The sequence below is a fragment of the Pseudomonas fluorescens NCIMB 11764 genome, assembly GCF_000293885.2.
Lineage (GTDB): Bacteria > Pseudomonadota > Gammaproteobacteria > Pseudomonadales > Pseudomonadaceae > Aquipseudomonas > Aquipseudomonas fluorescens_B.
Genome location: NZ_CP010945.1, coordinates 4,596,527 through 4,614,516 on the forward strand (window position 1 = coordinate 4,596,527; position 17,990 = coordinate 4,614,516).

Annotated in this window: 15 protein-coding genes and 1 pseudogene; 9 read left to right on the forward strand and 7 right to left on the reverse strand. The window is 58.5% G+C overall.

Annotated features, from left to right (window positions below; genetic code table 11):
- Positions 1-1,377, forward strand: coding sequence for a TolC family outer membrane protein (locus B723_RS21010; RefSeq protein WP_031318911.1), 1,377 nt, complete (start codon positions 1-3; stop codon positions 1,375-1,377).
- Positions 1,378-1,458: 81 nt separating this feature from the next.
- On the forward strand, positions 1,459-3,306 hold the full coding sequence (locus tag B723_RS21015) for a polyurethane esterase (protein WP_017338771.1): 1,848 nt from the start codon (positions 1,459-1,461) through the stop codon (positions 3,304-3,306).
- Between the two features lie 64 nt (positions 3,307-3,370).
- Here B723_RS21015 and B723_RS21020 read toward each other — a convergent pair whose 3' ends face one another.
- On the reverse strand, positions 3,371-3,595 hold the full coding sequence (locus B723_RS21020; RefSeq protein ID WP_017338772.1) for a YgdI/YgdR family lipoprotein: 225 nt from the start codon (positions 3,593-3,595) through the stop codon (positions 3,371-3,373).
- Positions 3,596-3,816: 221 nt separating this feature from the next.
- On the opposite strand from B723_RS21020, the gene B723_RS21025 reads away from it, so the two are divergent.
- The 4 genes from B723_RS21025 to B723_RS21040 all read left to right on the forward strand — a co-directional run bounded on the left by B723_RS21025 (position 3,817) and on the right by B723_RS21040 (position 10,789).
- On the forward strand, positions 3,817-5,469 hold the full coding sequence (locus B723_RS21025; protein WP_017338773.1) for a VRR-NUC domain-containing protein: 1,653 nt from the start codon (positions 3,817-3,819) through the stop codon (positions 5,467-5,469).
- Complete coding sequence (locus B723_RS21030) at positions 5,466-7,745, forward strand: ATP-dependent DNA helicase (protein ID WP_031318913.1); 2,280 nt, start codon at positions 5,466-5,468, stop codon at positions 7,743-7,745. Before B723_RS21025 ends, B723_RS21030 begins: the two co-directional genes overlap by 4 nt.
- 128 nt (positions 7,746-7,873) lie before the next feature.
- On the forward strand, positions 7,874-8,782 hold the full coding sequence (locus B723_RS21035) for a zeta toxin family protein (RefSeq protein ID WP_017338775.1): 909 nt from the start codon (positions 7,874-7,876) through the stop codon (positions 8,780-8,782).
- An 87-nt stretch (positions 8,783-8,869) separates the two neighbouring features.
- Entirely contained in the window at positions 8,870-10,789 is a 1,920-nt protein-coding gene (locus tag B723_RS21040) for a hybrid sensor histidine kinase/response regulator (RefSeq protein WP_017338776.1), read from the forward strand.
- A 1-nt stretch (position 10,790) separates the two neighbouring features.
- Here the strand turns inward: B723_RS21040 and B723_RS21045 are convergent, their stop codons facing one another.
- The gene (locus tag B723_RS21045) at positions 10,791-11,036 is read right to left on the reverse strand and encodes a hypothetical protein (protein ID WP_017338777.1); all 246 of its coding nucleotides are present in this window, start codon (positions 11,034-11,036) and stop codon (positions 10,791-10,793) included.
- 83 nt (positions 11,037-11,119) lie between these two features.
- On the opposite strand from B723_RS21045, the gene B723_RS21050 reads away from it, so the two are divergent.
- A complete protein-coding gene (locus B723_RS21050; RefSeq protein WP_017338778.1) occupies positions 11,120-11,656 on the forward strand; it encodes a hypothetical protein in 537 nt (178 codons plus the stop codon).
- 57 nt (positions 11,657-11,713) lie between these two features.
- On the opposite strand, the gene B723_RS21055 is transcribed toward B723_RS21050, so the two are convergent.
- Positions 11,714-12,190, reverse strand: a complete 477-nt coding sequence (locus tag B723_RS21055) for a hemerythrin domain-containing protein (protein ID WP_017338779.1) — start codon at positions 12,188-12,190, stop codon at positions 11,714-11,716.
- A gap of 351 nt (positions 12,191-12,541) precedes the next feature.
- Between B723_RS21055 and B723_RS34180 the strand changes: the two are divergent.
- A pseudogene (locus tag B723_RS34180) lies at positions 12,542-12,616 on the forward strand (hypothetical protein); the annotation flags it as partial.
- A gap of 148 nt (positions 12,617-12,764) precedes the next feature.
- Here B723_RS34180 and B723_RS21060 read toward each other — a convergent pair.
- Positions 12,765-14,108, reverse strand: coding sequence for a cation:proton antiporter (locus tag B723_RS21060; protein WP_017338781.1), 1,344 nt, complete (start codon positions 14,106-14,108; stop codon positions 12,765-12,767).
- A 46-nt stretch (positions 14,109-14,154) separates the two neighbouring features.
- Positions 14,155-14,766: a Yip1 family protein gene (locus tag B723_RS21065; protein ID WP_017338782.1), complete on the reverse strand. Its 612-nt coding sequence runs from the start codon at positions 14,764-14,766 to the stop codon at positions 14,155-14,157.
- A 170-nt stretch (positions 14,767-14,936) separates the two neighbouring features.
- Between B723_RS21065 and B723_RS21070 the strand changes: the two genes are divergently transcribed.
- Positions 14,937-15,458 (forward strand): CinA family protein, encoded by a 522-nt coding sequence (locus B723_RS21070; protein ID WP_017338783.1) that lies wholly within the window; start codon positions 14,937-14,939, stop codon positions 15,456-15,458.
- A gap of 194 nt (positions 15,459-15,652) precedes the next feature.
- Here the strand turns inward: B723_RS21070 and B723_RS21075 are convergent, their stop codons facing one another.
- Together B723_RS21075 and B723_RS21080 are read right to left on the reverse strand one after the other, a co-directional pair.
- Positions 15,653-16,510: an SDR family oxidoreductase gene (locus B723_RS21075; RefSeq protein WP_017338784.1), complete on the reverse strand. Its 858-nt coding sequence runs from the start codon at positions 16,508-16,510 to the stop codon at positions 15,653-15,655.
- A 231-nt stretch (positions 16,511-16,741) separates the two neighbouring features.
- The gene (locus tag B723_RS21080; protein ID WP_017338785.1) at positions 16,742-17,896 is read right to left on the reverse strand and encodes a MalY/PatB family protein; all 1,155 of its coding nucleotides are present in this window, start codon (positions 17,894-17,896) and stop codon (positions 16,742-16,744) included.
- Positions 17,897-17,990 lie beyond the last annotated feature (94 nt).

A 17,990-nucleotide genomic window follows, 5' to 3' on the forward strand; every position in this document is an offset into this window, starting at 1 on the left:
ATGTTCCGCTGTATGAATAAGCTTTCCTTCTTCGCCGCGAGTCTCGCGTTACTGACCTGCAACGCTTCAATGGCCATGGGCCCGTTCGACATCTACGAACAAGCGTTGCGCAATGATCCGGTGTTTCTCGGCGCCATCAAGGAACGCGATGCCGGCCTGGAAAACCGCGCCATCGGCCGCGCCGGGCTGTTGCCACACCTGGGTTACACCTACAACAAGGGCCGCAACACTTCCAAGGTCACCTACATCAACGAGCGCGGACAAAATCAGCGCGATGATCGCAACTACAGCAGTTATGGCTCGACCTTGACGCTGCAACAGCCGTTGATCGATTACGAAGCCTATGCGGCGTACCGAAAAGGCGTAGCGCAATCGCTGTTCGCCGATGAAGCCTTTCGCGGCAAGAGCCAGGAATTGTTGGTACGCGTGCTGGAAAACTATACCCAGGCGCTGTTCGCCCAAGACCAGATCGACATTGCACTGGCGAAAAAGAAAGCCTTCGAACAACAGTTCCAGCAGAACGAACACATGTTCCGCCAGGGTGAGGGCACGCGCACCGATATTCTCGAGGCCGAATCCCGTTACGAACTGGCGACCGCCGAGGAAATCGAGGCGCACAACGAGCAGGATGCGTCCTTGCGAGAACTCGGTGCGCTGATCGGTGCGCCGGCCATCGACATCGCCGATCTGGCGCCGCTTGATCACGACTTTCAGACCTTCACCCTGCAACCCGCCCGATACAACACCTGGCACGAGATGGCCGTGGCGAATAACCCGAACCTGGCGTCGCAGCGCCAGGCCGTGGAAGTGGCGCGCTACGAAGTCGAACGCAATCGCGCCGGGCACCTGCCGAAAGTCAGTGCCTACGCCTCGGTGCGGCAGAACGAATCGGAAAGCGGCAACACTTACAACCAGCGCTACGACACCAACACCATCGGCATCGAGGTCAACGTGCCGCTGTATGCCGGCGGTGGGGTTTCCGCCTCGACACGCCAGGCCAGCCGCGCCATGGAGCAGGCGCAGTTCCAGCTTGATGGTCAGACCCGGCAGACGCTGATCGAGCTGCGCCGGCAGTTCAGCGCGTGCCAGTCGGGGGTGAGCAAGTTGCGGGCCTACCAGAAAGCCCTGGCGTCCGCTGAAGCACTGGTGCTCTCGACGAAGCAGAGCATCCTTGGCGGTGAACGGGTCAACCTCGATGCGCTCAATGCCGAACAGCAGCTCTACACCACACGCCGCGACCTGGCCCAAACGCGGTACGACTATTTGATGGCCTGGATCAAGTTGCATTACTACGCCGGAACCCTGAGCGAGCAAGACCTGGCCAAAGTTGACGAGGCGTTTGGGCAAGGCCCGCCGTCACGCCGCAAGGATATCTAGAGCAATGCAGAGTCTTGAGTCAGGGAAACCTGTGGCGAGGGCACAGCGGTACAGCATTCCAACAACAAGAGAGGCTTTACCATGGGTGTGTACGACTACAAAAACTTCGGCACGGCAGATTCAAAGGCGTTGTTCACCGACGCCATGGCGATCACGCTTTACTCCTATCACAACCTCGATAACGGCTTTGCCACCGGTTACCAACACCACGGCTTTGGCCCCGGTTTGCCGGCAACGCTGGTCACCGCGCTGATTGGCGGCACCGACTCCCAAGGCGTAATCCCCGGCGTGCCGTGGAATCCGGATTCGGAAAAAGCCGCGCTCGACGCGGTGCAGAAGGCTGGCTGGACGCCCATTACCGCGACTCAATTGGGTTATGACGGCAAGGTCGATGCCCGCGGAACCTTCTTCGGCGAGAAGGCCGGGTTCACCAGCGCCCAGGTCGAAATCCTCGGCAAGTACGACGCTCTGGGCCATCTCAGCGAAATTGGCATCGCCTTTCGCGGCACCAGTGGTCCTCGGGAAAGCCTGATCAGTGACTCGGTCGCCGACGTGATCAACGATCTGCTCGCCGCATTGGGGCCGAAGGATTACGCGAAGAACTACGTGGGCGAAGCGTTTGGCGACTTGCTGGGCGATGTCGCGGCATTGGCCCGTGCCAATGGCTTGTCGGGCAAGGATGTGCTGGTCAGCGGCCACAGCCTCGGCGGTCTGGCGGTCAACAGCCTGGCGGACCTGAGCAACGACAAATGGGCCGGGTTCTACAAGGACTCCAACTACATTGCCTACGCCTCACCGACCCAAAGCAGCACCGATAAAGTGCTCAACGTCGGTTATGAGAACGACCCGGTATTCCGCGCGCTCGACGGCTCATCCTTCAATCTGTCTTCAGTGGGCGTGCACGATGCTCATCAGGACTCGGCGACCAACAACATCGTCAGCTTCAACGATCATTACGCCTCGACGGCGTGGAATGTGCTGCCGTTTTCCATCCTCAATATCCCGACCTGGATTTCTCACCTGCCCACGGGTTACGGCGATGGCATGTCCCGGCTGATCGAGTCGAAGTTCTATGAACTGACCAGCAAGGACTCGACCATTATTGTCGCCAACCTGTCTGATCCGGCGCGCAGCAACACCTGGGTCCAGGACCTCGATCGCAACGCAGAGACCCATAAGGGCAGCACCTTCATCATCGGCAGCGACGGCAACGACCTGATCCAGGGCGGCAAGGGCAACGACTTCCTGGAAGGCCGCGATGGCAATGACACCTTCCGCGACGGTGGTGGCTACAACATTGTGCTGGGTGGCAAGGGCAACAATGTGCTGGACTTGCAGCAGTCGGTGAAAAACTTCGATTTCGCCAATGACGGCGCCGGCAACCTGTATATCCGCGATGGGCAGGGCGGTATCAATATCACCCGCGACATTGGCAGCATTACCACCAGGGAGCCGGGGTTTCTCTGGGGACTGTTCAAGGATGACGTGAGCCACAGCGTTACGGCCAACGGTTTGGCGGTGGGAAACAACCTGACTCAATACGCCTCGACGCTGAAGGGCGGAGCGGGCGCCGATACGCTAAAGGCTCACGCGAGTGGTGATTGGTTGTTTGGCCTGGACGGCAACGACCATTTGATCGGTGGTCAAGGCAACGACGTGTTTGTCGGCGGCGCGGGGAATGACCTGATGGAATCGGGCGGCGGGAGCGACACGTTCCTGTTCAGTGGCGCGTTTGGCCATGACCGGGTGTTGGGTTATCAGGCGAATGACAAACTGGTGTTTCTCGGGGTTCAGGGGGTGGCGCCGGATGATGATTACCGGGCTCATGCCACGGTGGTCGGGAACGATACGGTGCTGACGTTTGGCAATGATTCAGTGACGCTGGTCGGGGTCGGGCTGGATAGCCTGGGCGGTGTTGTTATTGCCTGAAGCTGATGTGACGTCTGCAAGGGACACATCGCGGGCTTGCCCGCGATGAACGATAACGCGGTCTTCAGTCTTCCTTGCGAACCGTAGCCACTTCATCAACCTTGACCTTCACTTTCGTCCCGGAAATATCTTCAAATTCGTAAAAACCTTCCGTGTTATTGGCTTTCGGCATGTCCTTGGTCAAATACTGGGTGCCGTTCTGCAGTGTCACTACCGTTGGCGTCGAGCAACCAGCAAGGGCCAGCAGCGCCGCCATAGCCAGGGGCAAACCCAGAGTCTTGATATTCATAACCACCTCTCATCCTCCAAAAAACAGCGCGACTGCTGCGAATCCTTCAATCGTCACTGTACCTCTAACGCGGTTGGTACGATGGATCGCGGGAAAGTTCGACAGGCAGTCGAAATAATCCCGATCACGCCGCCGCTTATCCTTTTCCGTTTGCACCGGACAGGGCGTTGCTGGTATCTGTACGCATAACCAGTATTCGCTCCCCATGGCCCTGTTTTCCTGTGACCCAGAATCCGCTCGACGATCCGTTCTATTACTTGAACAACTTCACGCAAGTGCTTGATTGGCTTGAGCACCGCTATGCCGATGTGCTGACGGTCGAGGAGCAAACCTTCATCCGTGAATTCAACCGGTTGCCCCGCGAGTCCAGGGCGCTGCTGGTACGGATGGTGATGCGCAAGGGGATTCATTTTCGGGCCGGCAAACTGCATTACCTCGAGATTGGCGACATCGCCAGCGCCGCCGGGCCATTACTGGAACTGGGCTGGATCGATGAGCAGGCGCCGCTGTCACTCGAAACGCTATTCGACGTATTGCTCAAGGCGGAAATCGTGCAGTGCTTCGGCACCGTCATTGATCAGCCCAAAGGCAAAAAGACCGAGTGGCTCCCGCCCCTGAGCGAGCGATTTCCCGAAGCACTCAGTTTTAGCCAATGGTGCGCCCCCCTGGAAGACCGGTTGTTCAGCCTGACCATCATGGGTCTGTGTGATCGTCTGCGCCTGATGTTCTTCGGCAATCTTTACCAGGACTGGTCGGAGTTCGTACTGGCCGACCTCGGCATCTTTACCTACGAAAAAGTCGAGTTCTGCGCGGAATCCCGAGGCTTGCGCAGTCGCGAGGACGTGGATGCCTGTTTCTTCCTTCACGAATGCCAGCAGCGATTGGAAGCGGGCGAGGCGGTGGCGGGGATTGTCGAGCAGATCAACGGGCTGACACTCACCAATCCCTGGTTGCAGAAACGGCGCGGCAAGCTGTTGTTCCAGATCGGTCAGCACTGCGAGCGCGTGGCGGATTTTGCCAATGCGCTGGGGATTTACCGCAACTGCACGTGGCCCGGTGCGAGGGCGCGGTTGATTCGTGTGCTGGAGCGCTGTGGCGAGTATCAACTGGCCATGGAACTGGCCACAGTGGCTGGCCAATCGCCGGAAAGCGCTGCCGAACAACAGCAACTGCTGCGCGTATTGCCCCGGCTGCGGCGCAAGCTTGGCGGGCCGCCAGCAAAACGTTCGTCCCCAAGGGAAATGCTGCGCCTGGAGCTGCAACTGCCCAGAGTCGATCCCGCGCTATCGGTGGAGTTCTACGTACAGGCGCATCTGGCGGAGGATTCGGCACCGGTGCACTACGTCGAAAACAGCCTGATCAACTCGCTGTTCGGGTTGCTGTGCTGGCCGGCGATCTTCGCGCCCTTGCCCGGGGCGTTTTTCCACCCGTTCCAGCGTGGGCCGGTGGATCTGCTTAATGAAGACTTCCATGCACGACGCGCCGATCTGTTCAAGGCCTGCCTCGCCGAGCTCGATGACGGGCGTTACCTCCAGACGATCCGGGAACGGTATGCCGCCAAGTGGGGCGTGCAATCGCCGTTTGTGTTCTGGGGCGCGTTAACCGAAAACCTGCTCGACCAGGCGCTTGATTGTCTGCCGGCCGAGCACCTCAAACACTGGTTCAACCGTTTACTGCTGGACATAAAGGCCAACCGCGCCGGCATGCCGGACCTGATTCAGTTCTGGCCGCAGCACAAGACCTATCGCATGATCGAAGTCAAAGGCCCTGGCGATCGCCTGCAAGACAACCAGTTGCGCTGGCTCGAGTTCTGCCATGAACACCAGATGCCGATTGCCGTCTGCTACGTGCAATGGGCGGAGCAGAGCGCTTGAGCTACAGCATCGCAGTGCGGGCGTTGTGTGAGTTCACCGCCAAGGTCGGCGACCTCGACCTGCGCTTCACACCCTCGCCGACTGCGCTGGAAGGCATCGTCGGCCACCGGACGGTGGCGTCCCGGCGCAGCGACGGATATCAGGGTGAAGTCGCGCTTGAAGGCCAGTATCAAACGTTGAAGGTCAAGGGCAGGGCGGACGGCTACGATCCGGTGCAAAACTGCCTGGAAGAAGTGAAAACCTACCGCGGTGACCTGAGCAAACAACCGACCAACCACCGTCAGCTGCACTGGGCGCAGGCCAAGGTCTACGGCTGGTTGATGTGTCAGAAACTGGATCTGGCGCAGATCAACCTGGCGCTGGTGTACTTCGACATCGTCAGCGAAAAGGAAACCTGTCTGGTCGAAGCGTTCAGCGCTGAAGAACTGAAGGGGTTTTTCGAGCATCATTGCCAGCTGTTCCTGCGCTGGGCTGAACAGGAGATGGCCCATCGCGAAGCACGCAACGGCGCGGCTCAGCAACTGGCATTTCCCCATGCCGATTTTCGTCCGGGGCAACGGCATCTGGCGGAGTCCGTGTTCAAGGCCGTCAGCACCGGCCGTTGCCTGATGGCCCAGGCGCCGACAGGTATCGGCAAGACCGTCGGCACGCTGTTTCCAATGCTCAAGGCCCTGGCGCCGCAGCAGCTGGACAAGGTGTTTTTCCTCACGGCGAAAACCCCCGGGCGCAAACTGGCGCTCGATGCGACGCAGGTCATTCTCGACAGCGCGACTGCGCCACCGTTGCGTGTTCTGGAAATGATTGCCCGGGACAAGGCCTGCGAGCATCCGGACAAGGCCTGCCATGGCGAATCCTGCCCGTTGGCCCAGGGTTTCTATGATCGGTTGCCGGCTGCGCGCCAGGCCGCCAGCGAGCTGTCACTGTTGAATCAGAACGCCTTGCGCGACGTCGCCCTGAAACACAGTGTCTGTCCTTACTACCTGAGCCAGGAAATGGCCCGTTGGGCCGACGTGGTGGTCGCTGACTACAACTACTATTTCGATTTCAGCGCGCTGCTGTTCGGGCTGGCCCAGGCCAACAACTGGAAAGTCGCGGTACTGGTGGACGAAGCCCACAATCTGGTGGAGCGCGGGCGGCAGATGTACAGCGCCAGCCTTGACCAGTCGACGCTCAACGGTGTGCGCAAAACCGCTCCCGAGCCATTGAAGAAAGCCTTGCAACGGGTCAATCGTGAATGGAACGCCCTGCATAACCTGCAACTCGCGCCATACCAGGCCTACGACAAACCCCCGGAAAAACTGCTACAGGCATTGTCGTCATGCAGCGCGAGCATCGGCGACTATCTCAATGATCATCCCCAGGGCCTGGACAGCGCCTTGCAGAATTTCTATTTCGACATGCTGCAGTTCTGTCGCGTCGCCGAGCTTTTCGATGAACAGTTCCTGTTCGACATCAGCAAACGCGACCTTGACCGCAAACGCAACCTGTCGCAATTGTGCCTGCGCAACGTGGTTCCCGCCGGTTTCATCCGACCCCGCCTGACGGCGGCACGCAGTACCGTGCTGTTTTCCGCGACGTTGAGCCCTCGTCATTACTATGCCGATTTGCTCGGGACGCCCGCGAGCACAGTCTGGATCGACGTCGAGTCACCGTTTCACGCTGACCAGTTGAAGGTCCATATCGTCAGCCAGATTTCCACGCGGTTTGTCCATCGACAGTCTTCTCTGGCGCCGATCGTCGAACTGATCGCCAGGCAGTTCACCCAATGCCCCGGAAACTACCTGGCGTTTTTCAGCAGCTTCGATTACTTGCAGCAAGTGGCGCAGTTGCTGGCCGAGACACATCCACACATCAATCTCTGGTCGCAATCCCGAGGCATGGGGGAAGGGCAGCGTCAAGACTTCCTCGATCAGTTCACCGCGCACAGCCAGGGCATCGGCTTCGCGGTGCTGGGCGGGGCGTTTGGTGAAGGCATCGACTTGCCCGGTGCCCGGTTGATCGGCGCCTTTATCGCCACCCTCGGACTGGCGCAACTCAACCCGGTCAATGAACAGCTGAAACATCGTATGGCGGCGATTTTCGGAGCCGGTTATGACTACACCTACCTGTTTCCCGGCGTGCAGAAAGTCGTTCAGGCAGCAGGACGCGTCATCCGTACCCAACAGGATCAAGGGGTGGTGATGTTGATCGATGATCGCTTTGGCGACAGCAAGGTCAAACAGCTGCTGCCGCGCTGGTGGTCGGTTGCCCCGTCGATTTTGCTCTCTGTCGAGTAGGAACTTTTACCCAAAAAAACATCGACATACCTTGAAAGCTCTCACCGTTTGAACAATGGGTGAGTCCACGCTTTATTGATTCGGCAAGCCATCACTTTCAAGCCCGACTTTGATAAGGAAATCAAGGCATGTCAGAAGCAAAAATGTATGAGTACACCCCCGACCAGATCACGCAGGCATTCGATGAAATCATCGCGACGATTTTCAGCGGTATCACCGTCGAAGCTGTACCCAAAATGCTGGTCGTGGCTGGGATCGAGGCGTCAGGCAAAACGTACTTGCTGGAAAAGAGCCTGTTGCCTACTGGCCGCTATAAAAACTACGTGCGCCTGTACCTGACCGAGTACAGGAAAAAGCACCCTCAGTACGCGCAGATAATCAAAAAGGGCGTTTTGCATGCTTACGAGCACACTGAGGAGTTTGTTCGGGAAGTCTGCGCAAAGATCTTTGCGCAGGCGTTCGACAGTAAATACAACATCATCATGGAAAGCGCCTTCGACAGCCTGGATTTCGCTGCCTTTCCGCCGTTGGCGACCGCTGCCGGGTATCAGTTCGAGACTCACATTGTTGGCTGCACTCAAGAATTCGCTCATGTATCGAGCATTAAACGAGGGCTAAAGAGCCTGGAAGTGCAGGACCTGGAAAGATTTCTCACGGCGGAGAAGCTGGATATCAGCACAGGCCTTTCGCAAGCGATCATTCTGGCCTTCGAAACGGCGGCAAAAGCGGTCAGCGGTTCGCAAATGTTTGTCTATGAGCGTGGATTCGGAGCGTTGAACGAACGTATCCTTCGTGCACATAGCGCCTATATCAAAAACAATGATGGTTCCGTCACCACAACGACTACCGGGATGAATTTTACCTATAGCATCTACTCCAACATTATTCAGAACCTCGTCTTCGCAAGAAACGATCGCAACGAAATAATTAAAGAATGCCATTTGGCATTGCTCAAAGCCTCTACCCATGCCGCGGACGTCCCACAATTTGTCTATAACGACTTGTACGCCTACCTCGTCAGGTACGTGTATCGATAGCTTCGGGGAGGCAAGCGTCTTATTGCCGGCTTCGTACCATCCTGATTTGTCCCATACTCCAAAAAACATTCCTGACGTGAGGGCTCAATGAGCGAAGATCGAACCAAGGCCAGCACCATCGAGGACGGGCGTTTTCGCCTGTTGATCGACGCGGTGATTGACTACGCGATCTACATGATTGATCCCGACGGCATCATTACCAGCTGGAATGCTGGCGCCAAGCGCTTCAAGGGGTATGAGGAAGCCGAGATTCTCGGCCAGCATTTCTCGCGTTTCTACACCGAAGAGGATCGCCTCAAAGGAATGCCCCAACGGGCGCTGGACACGGCGATCCGCGAGGGGCGGTTCGAGGGAGAAGGCTGGCGGGTTCGCAAGGACGGTACGCATTTCTGGTGCCATGTAGTGATCGATCCGATTTTCGATGCGGCGGGCACCTTGTTGGGATTTGCCAAGATCACCCGGGACCTGACCGACCGCAAGATGGCCGAAGAAGTCCTCAAACAAAGCGAGCAGCAGTTCCGGCTACTGGTTCAAAGCGTCACGGACTACGCCATCTACATGCTCGACGCCGATGGACGCCTGACCAACTGGAACCCTGGTGCCCAGCGCATCAAGGGGTACCTGCCCGAAGAAGTCATCGGCCAGCATTTTTCGATGTTCTACACCCCGGAAGATCGCGAAGCCGGCGAACCGAAACGCACGCTGGACATTGCGGTACGTGAGGGGCGATTCGAAAACAAGGGCTGGCGGCTGCGCAAGGACGGCACACGGTTCCTGGCGCATGTCGTGGTCGATCCGATCTGGGGCGAAACCGGCACGTTGCTCGGTTTCGCCAAGATCACCCGTGATATCACCGAAGCGACCCACGCCCAGCAGGCCCTGGAACAAACCCGCGAGGCGCTTTTTCAGGCGCAAAAGATGCAAGCCATCGGGCAACTCAGCGGAGGCATTGCCCATGACTTCAATAACCTGCTGACAGTGATCCTCGGCAATCTGGAAATCGTCCGCAAGCGCGTGGGGGACGATCCGAAAATCACCCGGTTGCTGGACAACGCCACTCAGGGTGCCCAGCGCGGAGTTTCGCTGACCCAACGCATGCTGGCCTTTGCCAGGCGCCAGGAACTGAAGACCGAGCCTGTCGACATACCGATGTTGGTGGAGGGCATTACCGGACTGTTGCGCAGTTCCCTCGGGCCTTCCGTGGTGCTCGAAACCCGCTTTTCGCAAGCGCTCGAACCTGTGCTGGCCGACGTCAACCAGCTCGAACTGGCGGTCCTGAACCTGGTGACCAACGCCCGGGATGCAATGCCCCACGGCGGGAAAATCCTGATCAGCGCCAAGTCTGAAGAGGCCGGGGATCACTCTTCGCTCGCGCCAAAGTCAGGCCGCTATGTCTGCCTGAGCGTCGTTGATACGGGGGAGGGCATGGATGACGCCACTCTTTCCACGGCGATGGACCCGTTCTTCACCACCAAGGGGGTGGGCAAAGGCACGGGGCTGGGATTGTCGATGGTGCATGGCTTCATCGAACAATTGGGCGGGCGATTCATTCTGAAAAGCCAAGAGGACAAGGGAACCACGGCCGAACTGTGGATACCCGTCGCCACAAACGGTTTGGCTGCCAAGCCTGCCCAGGAGGACGCCGCGCTGCCGGTGCCGCGCCTGTGCGTGCTGGTGGTGGACGACGACAATCTGGTGCTGACCAGTACTTGCCTGTTGCTCGAAGATTTGGGGCATCGGGTGATCAGTGCAGTCTCCGGGGCTCAAGCGCTGAAGGTGTTCGACAGCGAGCAGACCATCGATCTGGTCATTACCGACATGGCCATGCCACAAATGGATGGCGCGCAACTGGCGCAGGCAATCCGAAGCATCAAACCGGACCTGCCGATCATCCTCGCCACGGGTTACGCGGAGCGGCTGGAAGGCTTTGCGACCAGACTCCCGCGCCTGTCGAAACCATTTACTCAGCTGAATCTGGTGGAGGTCATTGCCTCGACGATGAAATGACTCATTGTCCGGTCGCGGAGCCTACGTTCTTTTTGAACCCGCGCAAGTTCATGGCACACAGGCAAAATTGCAACACGATCAACGCGTAGGCCTGTGTGTGATAGCCCCAGATCACCCATAAAATGTTGCTGAGGATAAAACAGATGAACCCCCAGACCCGGCGCCTGGGGTTTCGTGAACCGATCAGCCAGGCCGCCAGCACCGTGACCAGCATTGCTGGCCATTGCACCCAATCAAGATCGTCCATTGCAGACCCCTTGCAGTTTCAATCCAGCTGAACTTGTCAGTAGGCGTTTCTTCTAAAGGTTTTCCATTCTGTGTGTGACTCCCTTGCCAAGAATACTGACTGAAACCCCAGCCGAAGAAGCCTTGACCGAACACAACGCCAAGATGTTCGGCTCGCCCAAGGAACGTCTGGATTTCTACCGCCGGGAAATCCAGTACGAAACCAGCATTCTGGCCAATCGCACCGATGCCTACCTCGCGGCGCAATCGTTTCTGGTGATTGCCTTCGCATCGTGCATGTCCAACCTTAATCCCGAGTGGGGCAAACTCTTCACCCTGGTGGTGCCGCCGTTTCTGGCGCTGCTGGGGCTGCTCAGTTCACTCAACGCCTGGCCGGGCATTCGCGCGGCGTATGACATCATCGATCACTGGCACTTCAAGCAGAGTGAACTGCTGCGCAGCGAACCCCTGATGGGACTCGCTTACGACGAGTCGCCGTTGTTCAGCGAAATGGAGTCCTCCCACAAGGGCTATCGCAAGTCGCTGTTGTTCTCGGTGCGCACACCCTGGATTTTTGCCACGTTCTGGGTATTGCTGGGCAGTTACGCGGTTTTTATCCAAGTGACCAATCCGGGCGCATAAGACGCAAAAGTAAAAAGGCCCGGCAAGCGCCGGGCCTTTTTTTGCCTGTCACTTTGATCAGGCTGCCAGATTGGCTGCACTCATTTCTTTCTTGTACTGAGCCTTAAGACTCTCCATTTGCGCCCCCAATTCTTCGAGGGTGGCTTTGCCCAGCAGTTTTTTGGCCTGAGGAAACATTTCCGTTTCTTCCTCTTCGATGTGGTGTTCCAACAGCTCCTTGACCACTTTCACGCGGCCGGCGAACTCCACAGAGGACGGATCGGTGACTTTCAAGTCAGGCAGCACCAGCGAGTCAACGGTGCGGTGTTCTTCCTTGGCTTCGTAATACATGACGTCCTGTTCCTTGCCGCCCGCTTTTTTATACGCGGGGTACAAGACTTCCTCTTCGAGACGGGTATGGATAGTGATCTCCATTTCAAGCTTGGCCAGCAGCTCGGTGCGTTTCTTTATACCGCGTTCAGTGGTTTCGCTCAGTTGGGTCAGGATGCCCTTTACGCGTTCATGGTCGGCTTGCAAAAGGTCAATGGCGTTCATGGTCGATTCTCTCGAATAGTCACGGGGATGAGCGCAAACGGTCTCAAGGCCGAAGGTCGCTCATAGTCCTGGAGCATTTGTCGTGCCGACTGGCCATTGAAACAAGTGCCTTTAAAATCAATAGCTTGAAGTCGCTGATGGCGAACTGTAGTCATGCAGGCTGCATGAGTCCGGATTTTGACTCATGCAGTTCGCGGCTTTCTTTTTACAGCCCAATCCACCCGGTTTTTTCAGTGCGACCACTGATCAGATTCGCCACTCACGCAACTGAACTCGCCGTGAACCCTCGCTCCCTTAATACAGACACCGATGCCTTTCTTTATCGAACAGCGAGGATGCAGCCCGGGTTGAAGCATTGCGATCTATGGCGCCGGACCGGTGGGTTTGTTGAGTGCGGCCTGCGCAAAAATGCTCGGTGCCGAGCAACCCGGTTCCAGTGATGTACCGCTGACCGAGAACCTGGAAACCACCCCGATACCGGCACTCTAGATTCGCCCCGTTGTGAACGCGGGTTTATGTGGCGAGGGAGCAAGCTCCCTCGCCACACCGGTTTGCTCCGACTGCTCGCTTTAGCTCAAGTCTTTTGTTTTTTGCGATGCTCGTACCACGCCAGCATCGGTTGCGTGCTGATGCCATGGATGAGGATGCTCAGCGCAACCACCGACAACGTGAGGTCAGTGCAAATAGCTGCGATTGAAGGCGCGAGCCCATGGTTAAGGGCATAGAAAAGGTAATACAGGCTACCGATGCCGCGAATGCCGAACCAGCCGATCAACAGGCGCTGGCGCCCGTCCAGCAATCCACGCCAGGGCAGGGCGGCGACGCTCAGCGGTCGGATCAGACAAAACAACACGCCGCCGATCAGCAGCGCTCGCCAGTCCCAGTGCCCAATCAGCACGACCCCAAGCAGCGTCACCAGAAACACTTCCATGGCGCGTTCGACCAGACCGCCGAAGGCGAGCATGTCGCCCATCATGATACCGGCGGCGACCTGCGTGTCTTCAAGACCTTCGGTGTCGCCATGAACGGCCTGGTGCGGTTCGACATTCTGATGGCCGACCACCGGCTGAACTCGATGCTCGGCGGGCAGTTCGTCGTCGCCGGTGGATTGGACTTCCACATGGCGAAGCCCCAGGCCCGCGGCGAACACGGACAAAAAGCCGTAGCCATGAATCGATTCGGCAGCGACGTACGCCAGGGCGATCAGCGCGAGGGCCAGGTAGTCGTTGGGGGAAAGAGTGCTGTCGTCATTTTTGATCCGCAGTACCAACGTCAGGCGACCAATGCCGCGCCCCATCGCATACCCCGTGAGCAAGCCGGCAGGGACGGCCCAGAGCAGGCTGCGCAAAGCCCAGTCGCCCAGCCAGCCGGGGTTGCCGTCGTGTTGCAACAACAGCAACCCTAGGATCACGAACGGAAAGGCAATTCCGTCGTTGAGCCCCGCTTCACCGGAGAGGCCGAATCGCACACTGTCGTCATCCCGGGCGTCGTTGACTTGCACCAGCGCGGCGAGAACCGGGTCGGTGGGTGCCAGTATCGACCCAATCAACACGGCCGCGCCCCAGGACAATTCGAAACCGTAGTGCAGCAGCAGCGACACGCCGGTAATGGTCAACACCATCACCGGGCCAGCCAGTCCCACGGCGATGCGCCAGTTTTTGTCCTTGAAGGGCGAGCGCAATTTCAGGCCGCACACAAACAACGAAAAGAGCACCGCGACTTCCGTCAGGTGCTCCATCCAGGTCGAGGCGTCGTTCATGTCCAGCTTCAACAGGCCGAGTGCTGCCGGCCCGATAGCGACTCCCAGCATCAGGCACACCGCCGAGGTGGTCACCGGCATCCAGCGCAGGTACGACGACGTCAACGCCAGTGTCAGCAGCACCGCACCCAACACCGCCACCCAGAGAATGAAGCTCATGCGCTGTACTCGCCGGACAGGTGTTGCGATGTTGGGCCGTGGGCGATCAACCGACAGTCGCGCGCAGGTATTCAGGTGTCAGGACGTTGAACCACACCAGGATCATTTCCACCAGGACAGTGACCAGCACCAACAACCCGACACCCCACACGCAGGCGGCATTCAGCAAGCCCTGTTCCTTGCGTTCGTGCATGAAGGTCGGCATGCCGACAAACAGCAAAAACGTCGAGTAGATCGAGGCCGCCCCGAGCACGGCGATCGCCAGCCAACGACTCGGGTACAGACCGGCAAAGCCTGCAAGGAAAAACGGGGTGACGGTATACGCGGCAAAACCGATGCACTGGTTGACCGTCGGCCGGGCATCGAACGTACGGGACATCCAGCGTATGAACAGCCCCATCAGCGCCACGCCGGCGACAATGGTCACGTAAAGCAGCACGCATAATTGCAGCGCGCTACTGCTGCTGAGCTTCACCGTTTCGTTTTCGGCCAGGCTCCATCCGACGTAGGTGGTCCCGATAAACAGGCACACGGCAGGGATCAAGGCGAGCAGCAACAAATGAGCGAGGTAGTGGCGCGGGTGGGCTTCCTCTTCCTTGCGGATATCCGTCCACGCGAAATTCGGTTGGGTAAACAGTTTGACGATAGGTGCGGACATGACGACCTCCTGATCGGGGGCGGCCCCGTGACAGGGGCCCCTAAACGTATTGAGGGGCGCGCATTGTCAGGGGTTCACTTTTTCTGGCCGCCGCCGTGGAGTGTGCCGATAGAGGGAATGTTTGCTCGCGGGGAAGGTCAACCGAGCAGCTCTCTGTCGGGAGAATTGCCATGAGCGTCAGCCAGTCCGTGGTCGAGTATTTGCGGCAAAACGATTTGCTGCTGACTACTGCGGAGTCCTGCACCGCCGGAAAAATCGTCACGCTTCTGGCGGAGGTGCCGCACAGCGGTGAGTTGATCGAGAGCGGCTACGTGGTCTATTCCCCCGAAGCGAAACAACGTTTGCTCAACGTCAGCCCTTCGACGATCGAAACGTTCAACCTGACCAGTTGTGAAGTCGCCCGGGAAATGGCAGAAGGGGCACTGCGCGACAGCACCGCCAATGTTGCCGTGGCGACCACCGGCATCCTTGGTCCGGAAGACGTCGATGGCATACCGGCCGGCACCATTTGTTTTGCCTGGGCCTATCAGACCCGTCATGGGCGCAGTGTCTTCAGTCAGCAGGAGCGGTTTTTCGGCACTCGGACTCAGGTGCAACTGATGGCCGCAGAACATGCCCTGAAGCTGCTGCCGGACTTCCATCGGCGTGCGTTGGCCGGTGAGCGAGGGGCAGGAGAAAGTCATGGGCGATGAGTGTTCCCTGACCAATTCGATGCCGGTCATCGTCACGTTGATTGCGATTAATGCCGAGCTGTCGAGCCCTGAGCCGCTTCTGTGGCGAGGGAGCTTGCTCCCGCCGGGCTGCGAAGCAGCCCCCAAATCCGACATCCAATGCCATTTTTGTAAGCGCAGCGCACTCAAGCGCGAGCAAGCACCATGTTGTTCCTTCAAAGCATCGGTTTGCCACCGGTAATCCCATAGCGCTGACCGGTGATGTAGCTGGCCTCATCCGACGCCAGCAGCACATAAATCGGCGCCACTTCGACCGGTTGTCCCGGCCGTCCCAGGGGTGTCTGCCCACCAAAATTCTGCACTTCCTCATCCGGCATGGTCGAGACGATCAACGGTGTCCAGATGGGCCCCGGCGCTACGCAGTTCACCCGGATGTTTTTCGGCCCCAGCATTTGCGCCAGGCCCGCTGTGAAATTGGCAATCGCGCCCTTGGTCGTGGCGTAGGGGAGGAGCGTCGGCTTGGGCATGTCCGAATTGACCGAGCTGGTGTTGATGATCGAACTGCCGGGTTTCATGTGCTTCAGCGCCGCCTGGCAGATCCGGAAGATGGCGGTGATGTTGACGTCGAAGGTCATCACCCATTCTTCGTCCGGGATGTCCTCGAAGTTTTCGTGGGTCATCTGGAACGCGGCGTTGTTGACCAGAATGTCGATACGGCCAAAACGCTCGACGGTTTTATCGACCAGCGCCTGGCATTGCGCTTTGTGCGCGATGTCGCCGGGCAGCAACACGCACTGACGCCCGGCCTGTTCGACCCAGCGCGCGGTTTCCTGCGCATCTTCATGTTCGTTGAGGTAGGCCACGGCGACGTCCGCGCCTTCACGGGCGAAGGCGATCGCGACTGCGCGGCCGATCCCGCTGTCGGCGCCGGTGATCAGGGCAATTTTGCCGTCCAGGCGGCCGGAGCCTTTGTAGCTCTGCTCGCCACAATCCGGATACGGGTCCATTTTCTTCTGGGAGCCGGGGACCGGCTGGCCCTGTTTCTTGAAAGGTGGTTTTGGATAGTCAGTCATCGGAAATCTCCGTTCTCAAGGCAGAAGAGTCAAAGGGTGGACCCCGCTCTTTTGTCTTGAGTTCGGTTGGATTTCGGACGGTTGCTGAAACCTTCAAATCAACCCGACCTCCTGTGGGAGCTAGCCTGCTAGCGATGGCGTCGGATCAGTCAGCGTCTATGTCGACTGACACTCCGCCATCGCTAGCAGGCTAGCTCCCACGGGGGGGATTGTCTTTACCTTCAGATGGAATCAGGCCTTGAGATTGATCAGGCTGCGCTCCATCCGCGCAATCCCTTCTTCCAGCATCGCGCGCGGACAACCGAAATTCAGGCGGACGAACTGTTTGCAGTCATCGCCAAAATCCAGGCCTGGGCTGAGCCCGACCTTCGCCTGTTCAAGGAAGAACTGCTGCGGATTATCCAGACCCAGCGCCGAGCAATCGAGCCACGCCAGATAAGTGCTCTGCGGTACGTTCATGGTGACGCCCGGCAGCCGGGTGCGAACGGCATCGACCAGGTAATCGCGGTTGGCTTGCAGGTAACCCACCAGCTCGGTCAGCCACGGCCCGGCTTCGGTATAAGCCACGCGTGTCGCTTCCATACCCAGCGGGTTGACGCTGTCGACCATGCCGCAACGGGCGTGGTTGACTCGCTCACGCAAAGCCCGGTCCTGAATGATCATGAACGAGGTCTTCAGGCCGGCGATGTTGTAGGCCTTGCTCGCCGACATCAGCGTAATGGTGCGCCGGGCGATTTCAGGACTCAACGACGCGGTGGGAACATGTTTGCGCCCGTCGAAGCACAGTTCGGCGTGGATTTCGTCGGAGATGATCCAGGCGTCCTGTTCGCGGCAGATGTCTGCCACCGCTTGCAGTTCGTTCCGTGGGAACGCCTTGCCCAGCGGGTTGTGCGGATTGCTCAGCAGCAACGCGCCGCCACCGGCCAGCGACTGGCGCAAGGTATCGAGCGGCGTCATGTAGGTGCCGTCAGCCTGTGTGTCGAAATTCAGTTCAACCTTGTTCAGGCCCCAATGGCCGGGGGCATGCCGCAGCGGCGGGTAGTTCGGAACCTGGACCACGACGTTCTGTTGCGGTTGCACCAGTGCGTTCAAGGCCATGTTGAAACCCGACTCCACACCCGGCAGGAAAATCAGTTCCTGCGGCTCGACGCGCCAGGTGTATTTGTTCCAGAGGTCGGCAACGATGGCGTCGCGCAAGTCGTCCTGCGCCACGCTGTAGCCGAGCAATGGATGCTCCAGACGTTTTTGCAGGGCCTGGATAATCACCGGCGGCGCGGCGAAGTCCATGTCGGCGACCCACATCGGCAGAACCTCGGCCGGGTAGCGGCTCCACTTGGTGCTGCCGGTGTTGTGGCGGTCGAACACCTGATCAAAATCGAAAGTCATGCTCATCTCATAAAGGCCGGGATTAATTCGGCAGACATGATAAGGCCAAGCCCCTGTGGGAGCGAGCCGAGTGGAGAGGGGATTTGTGGTGAGG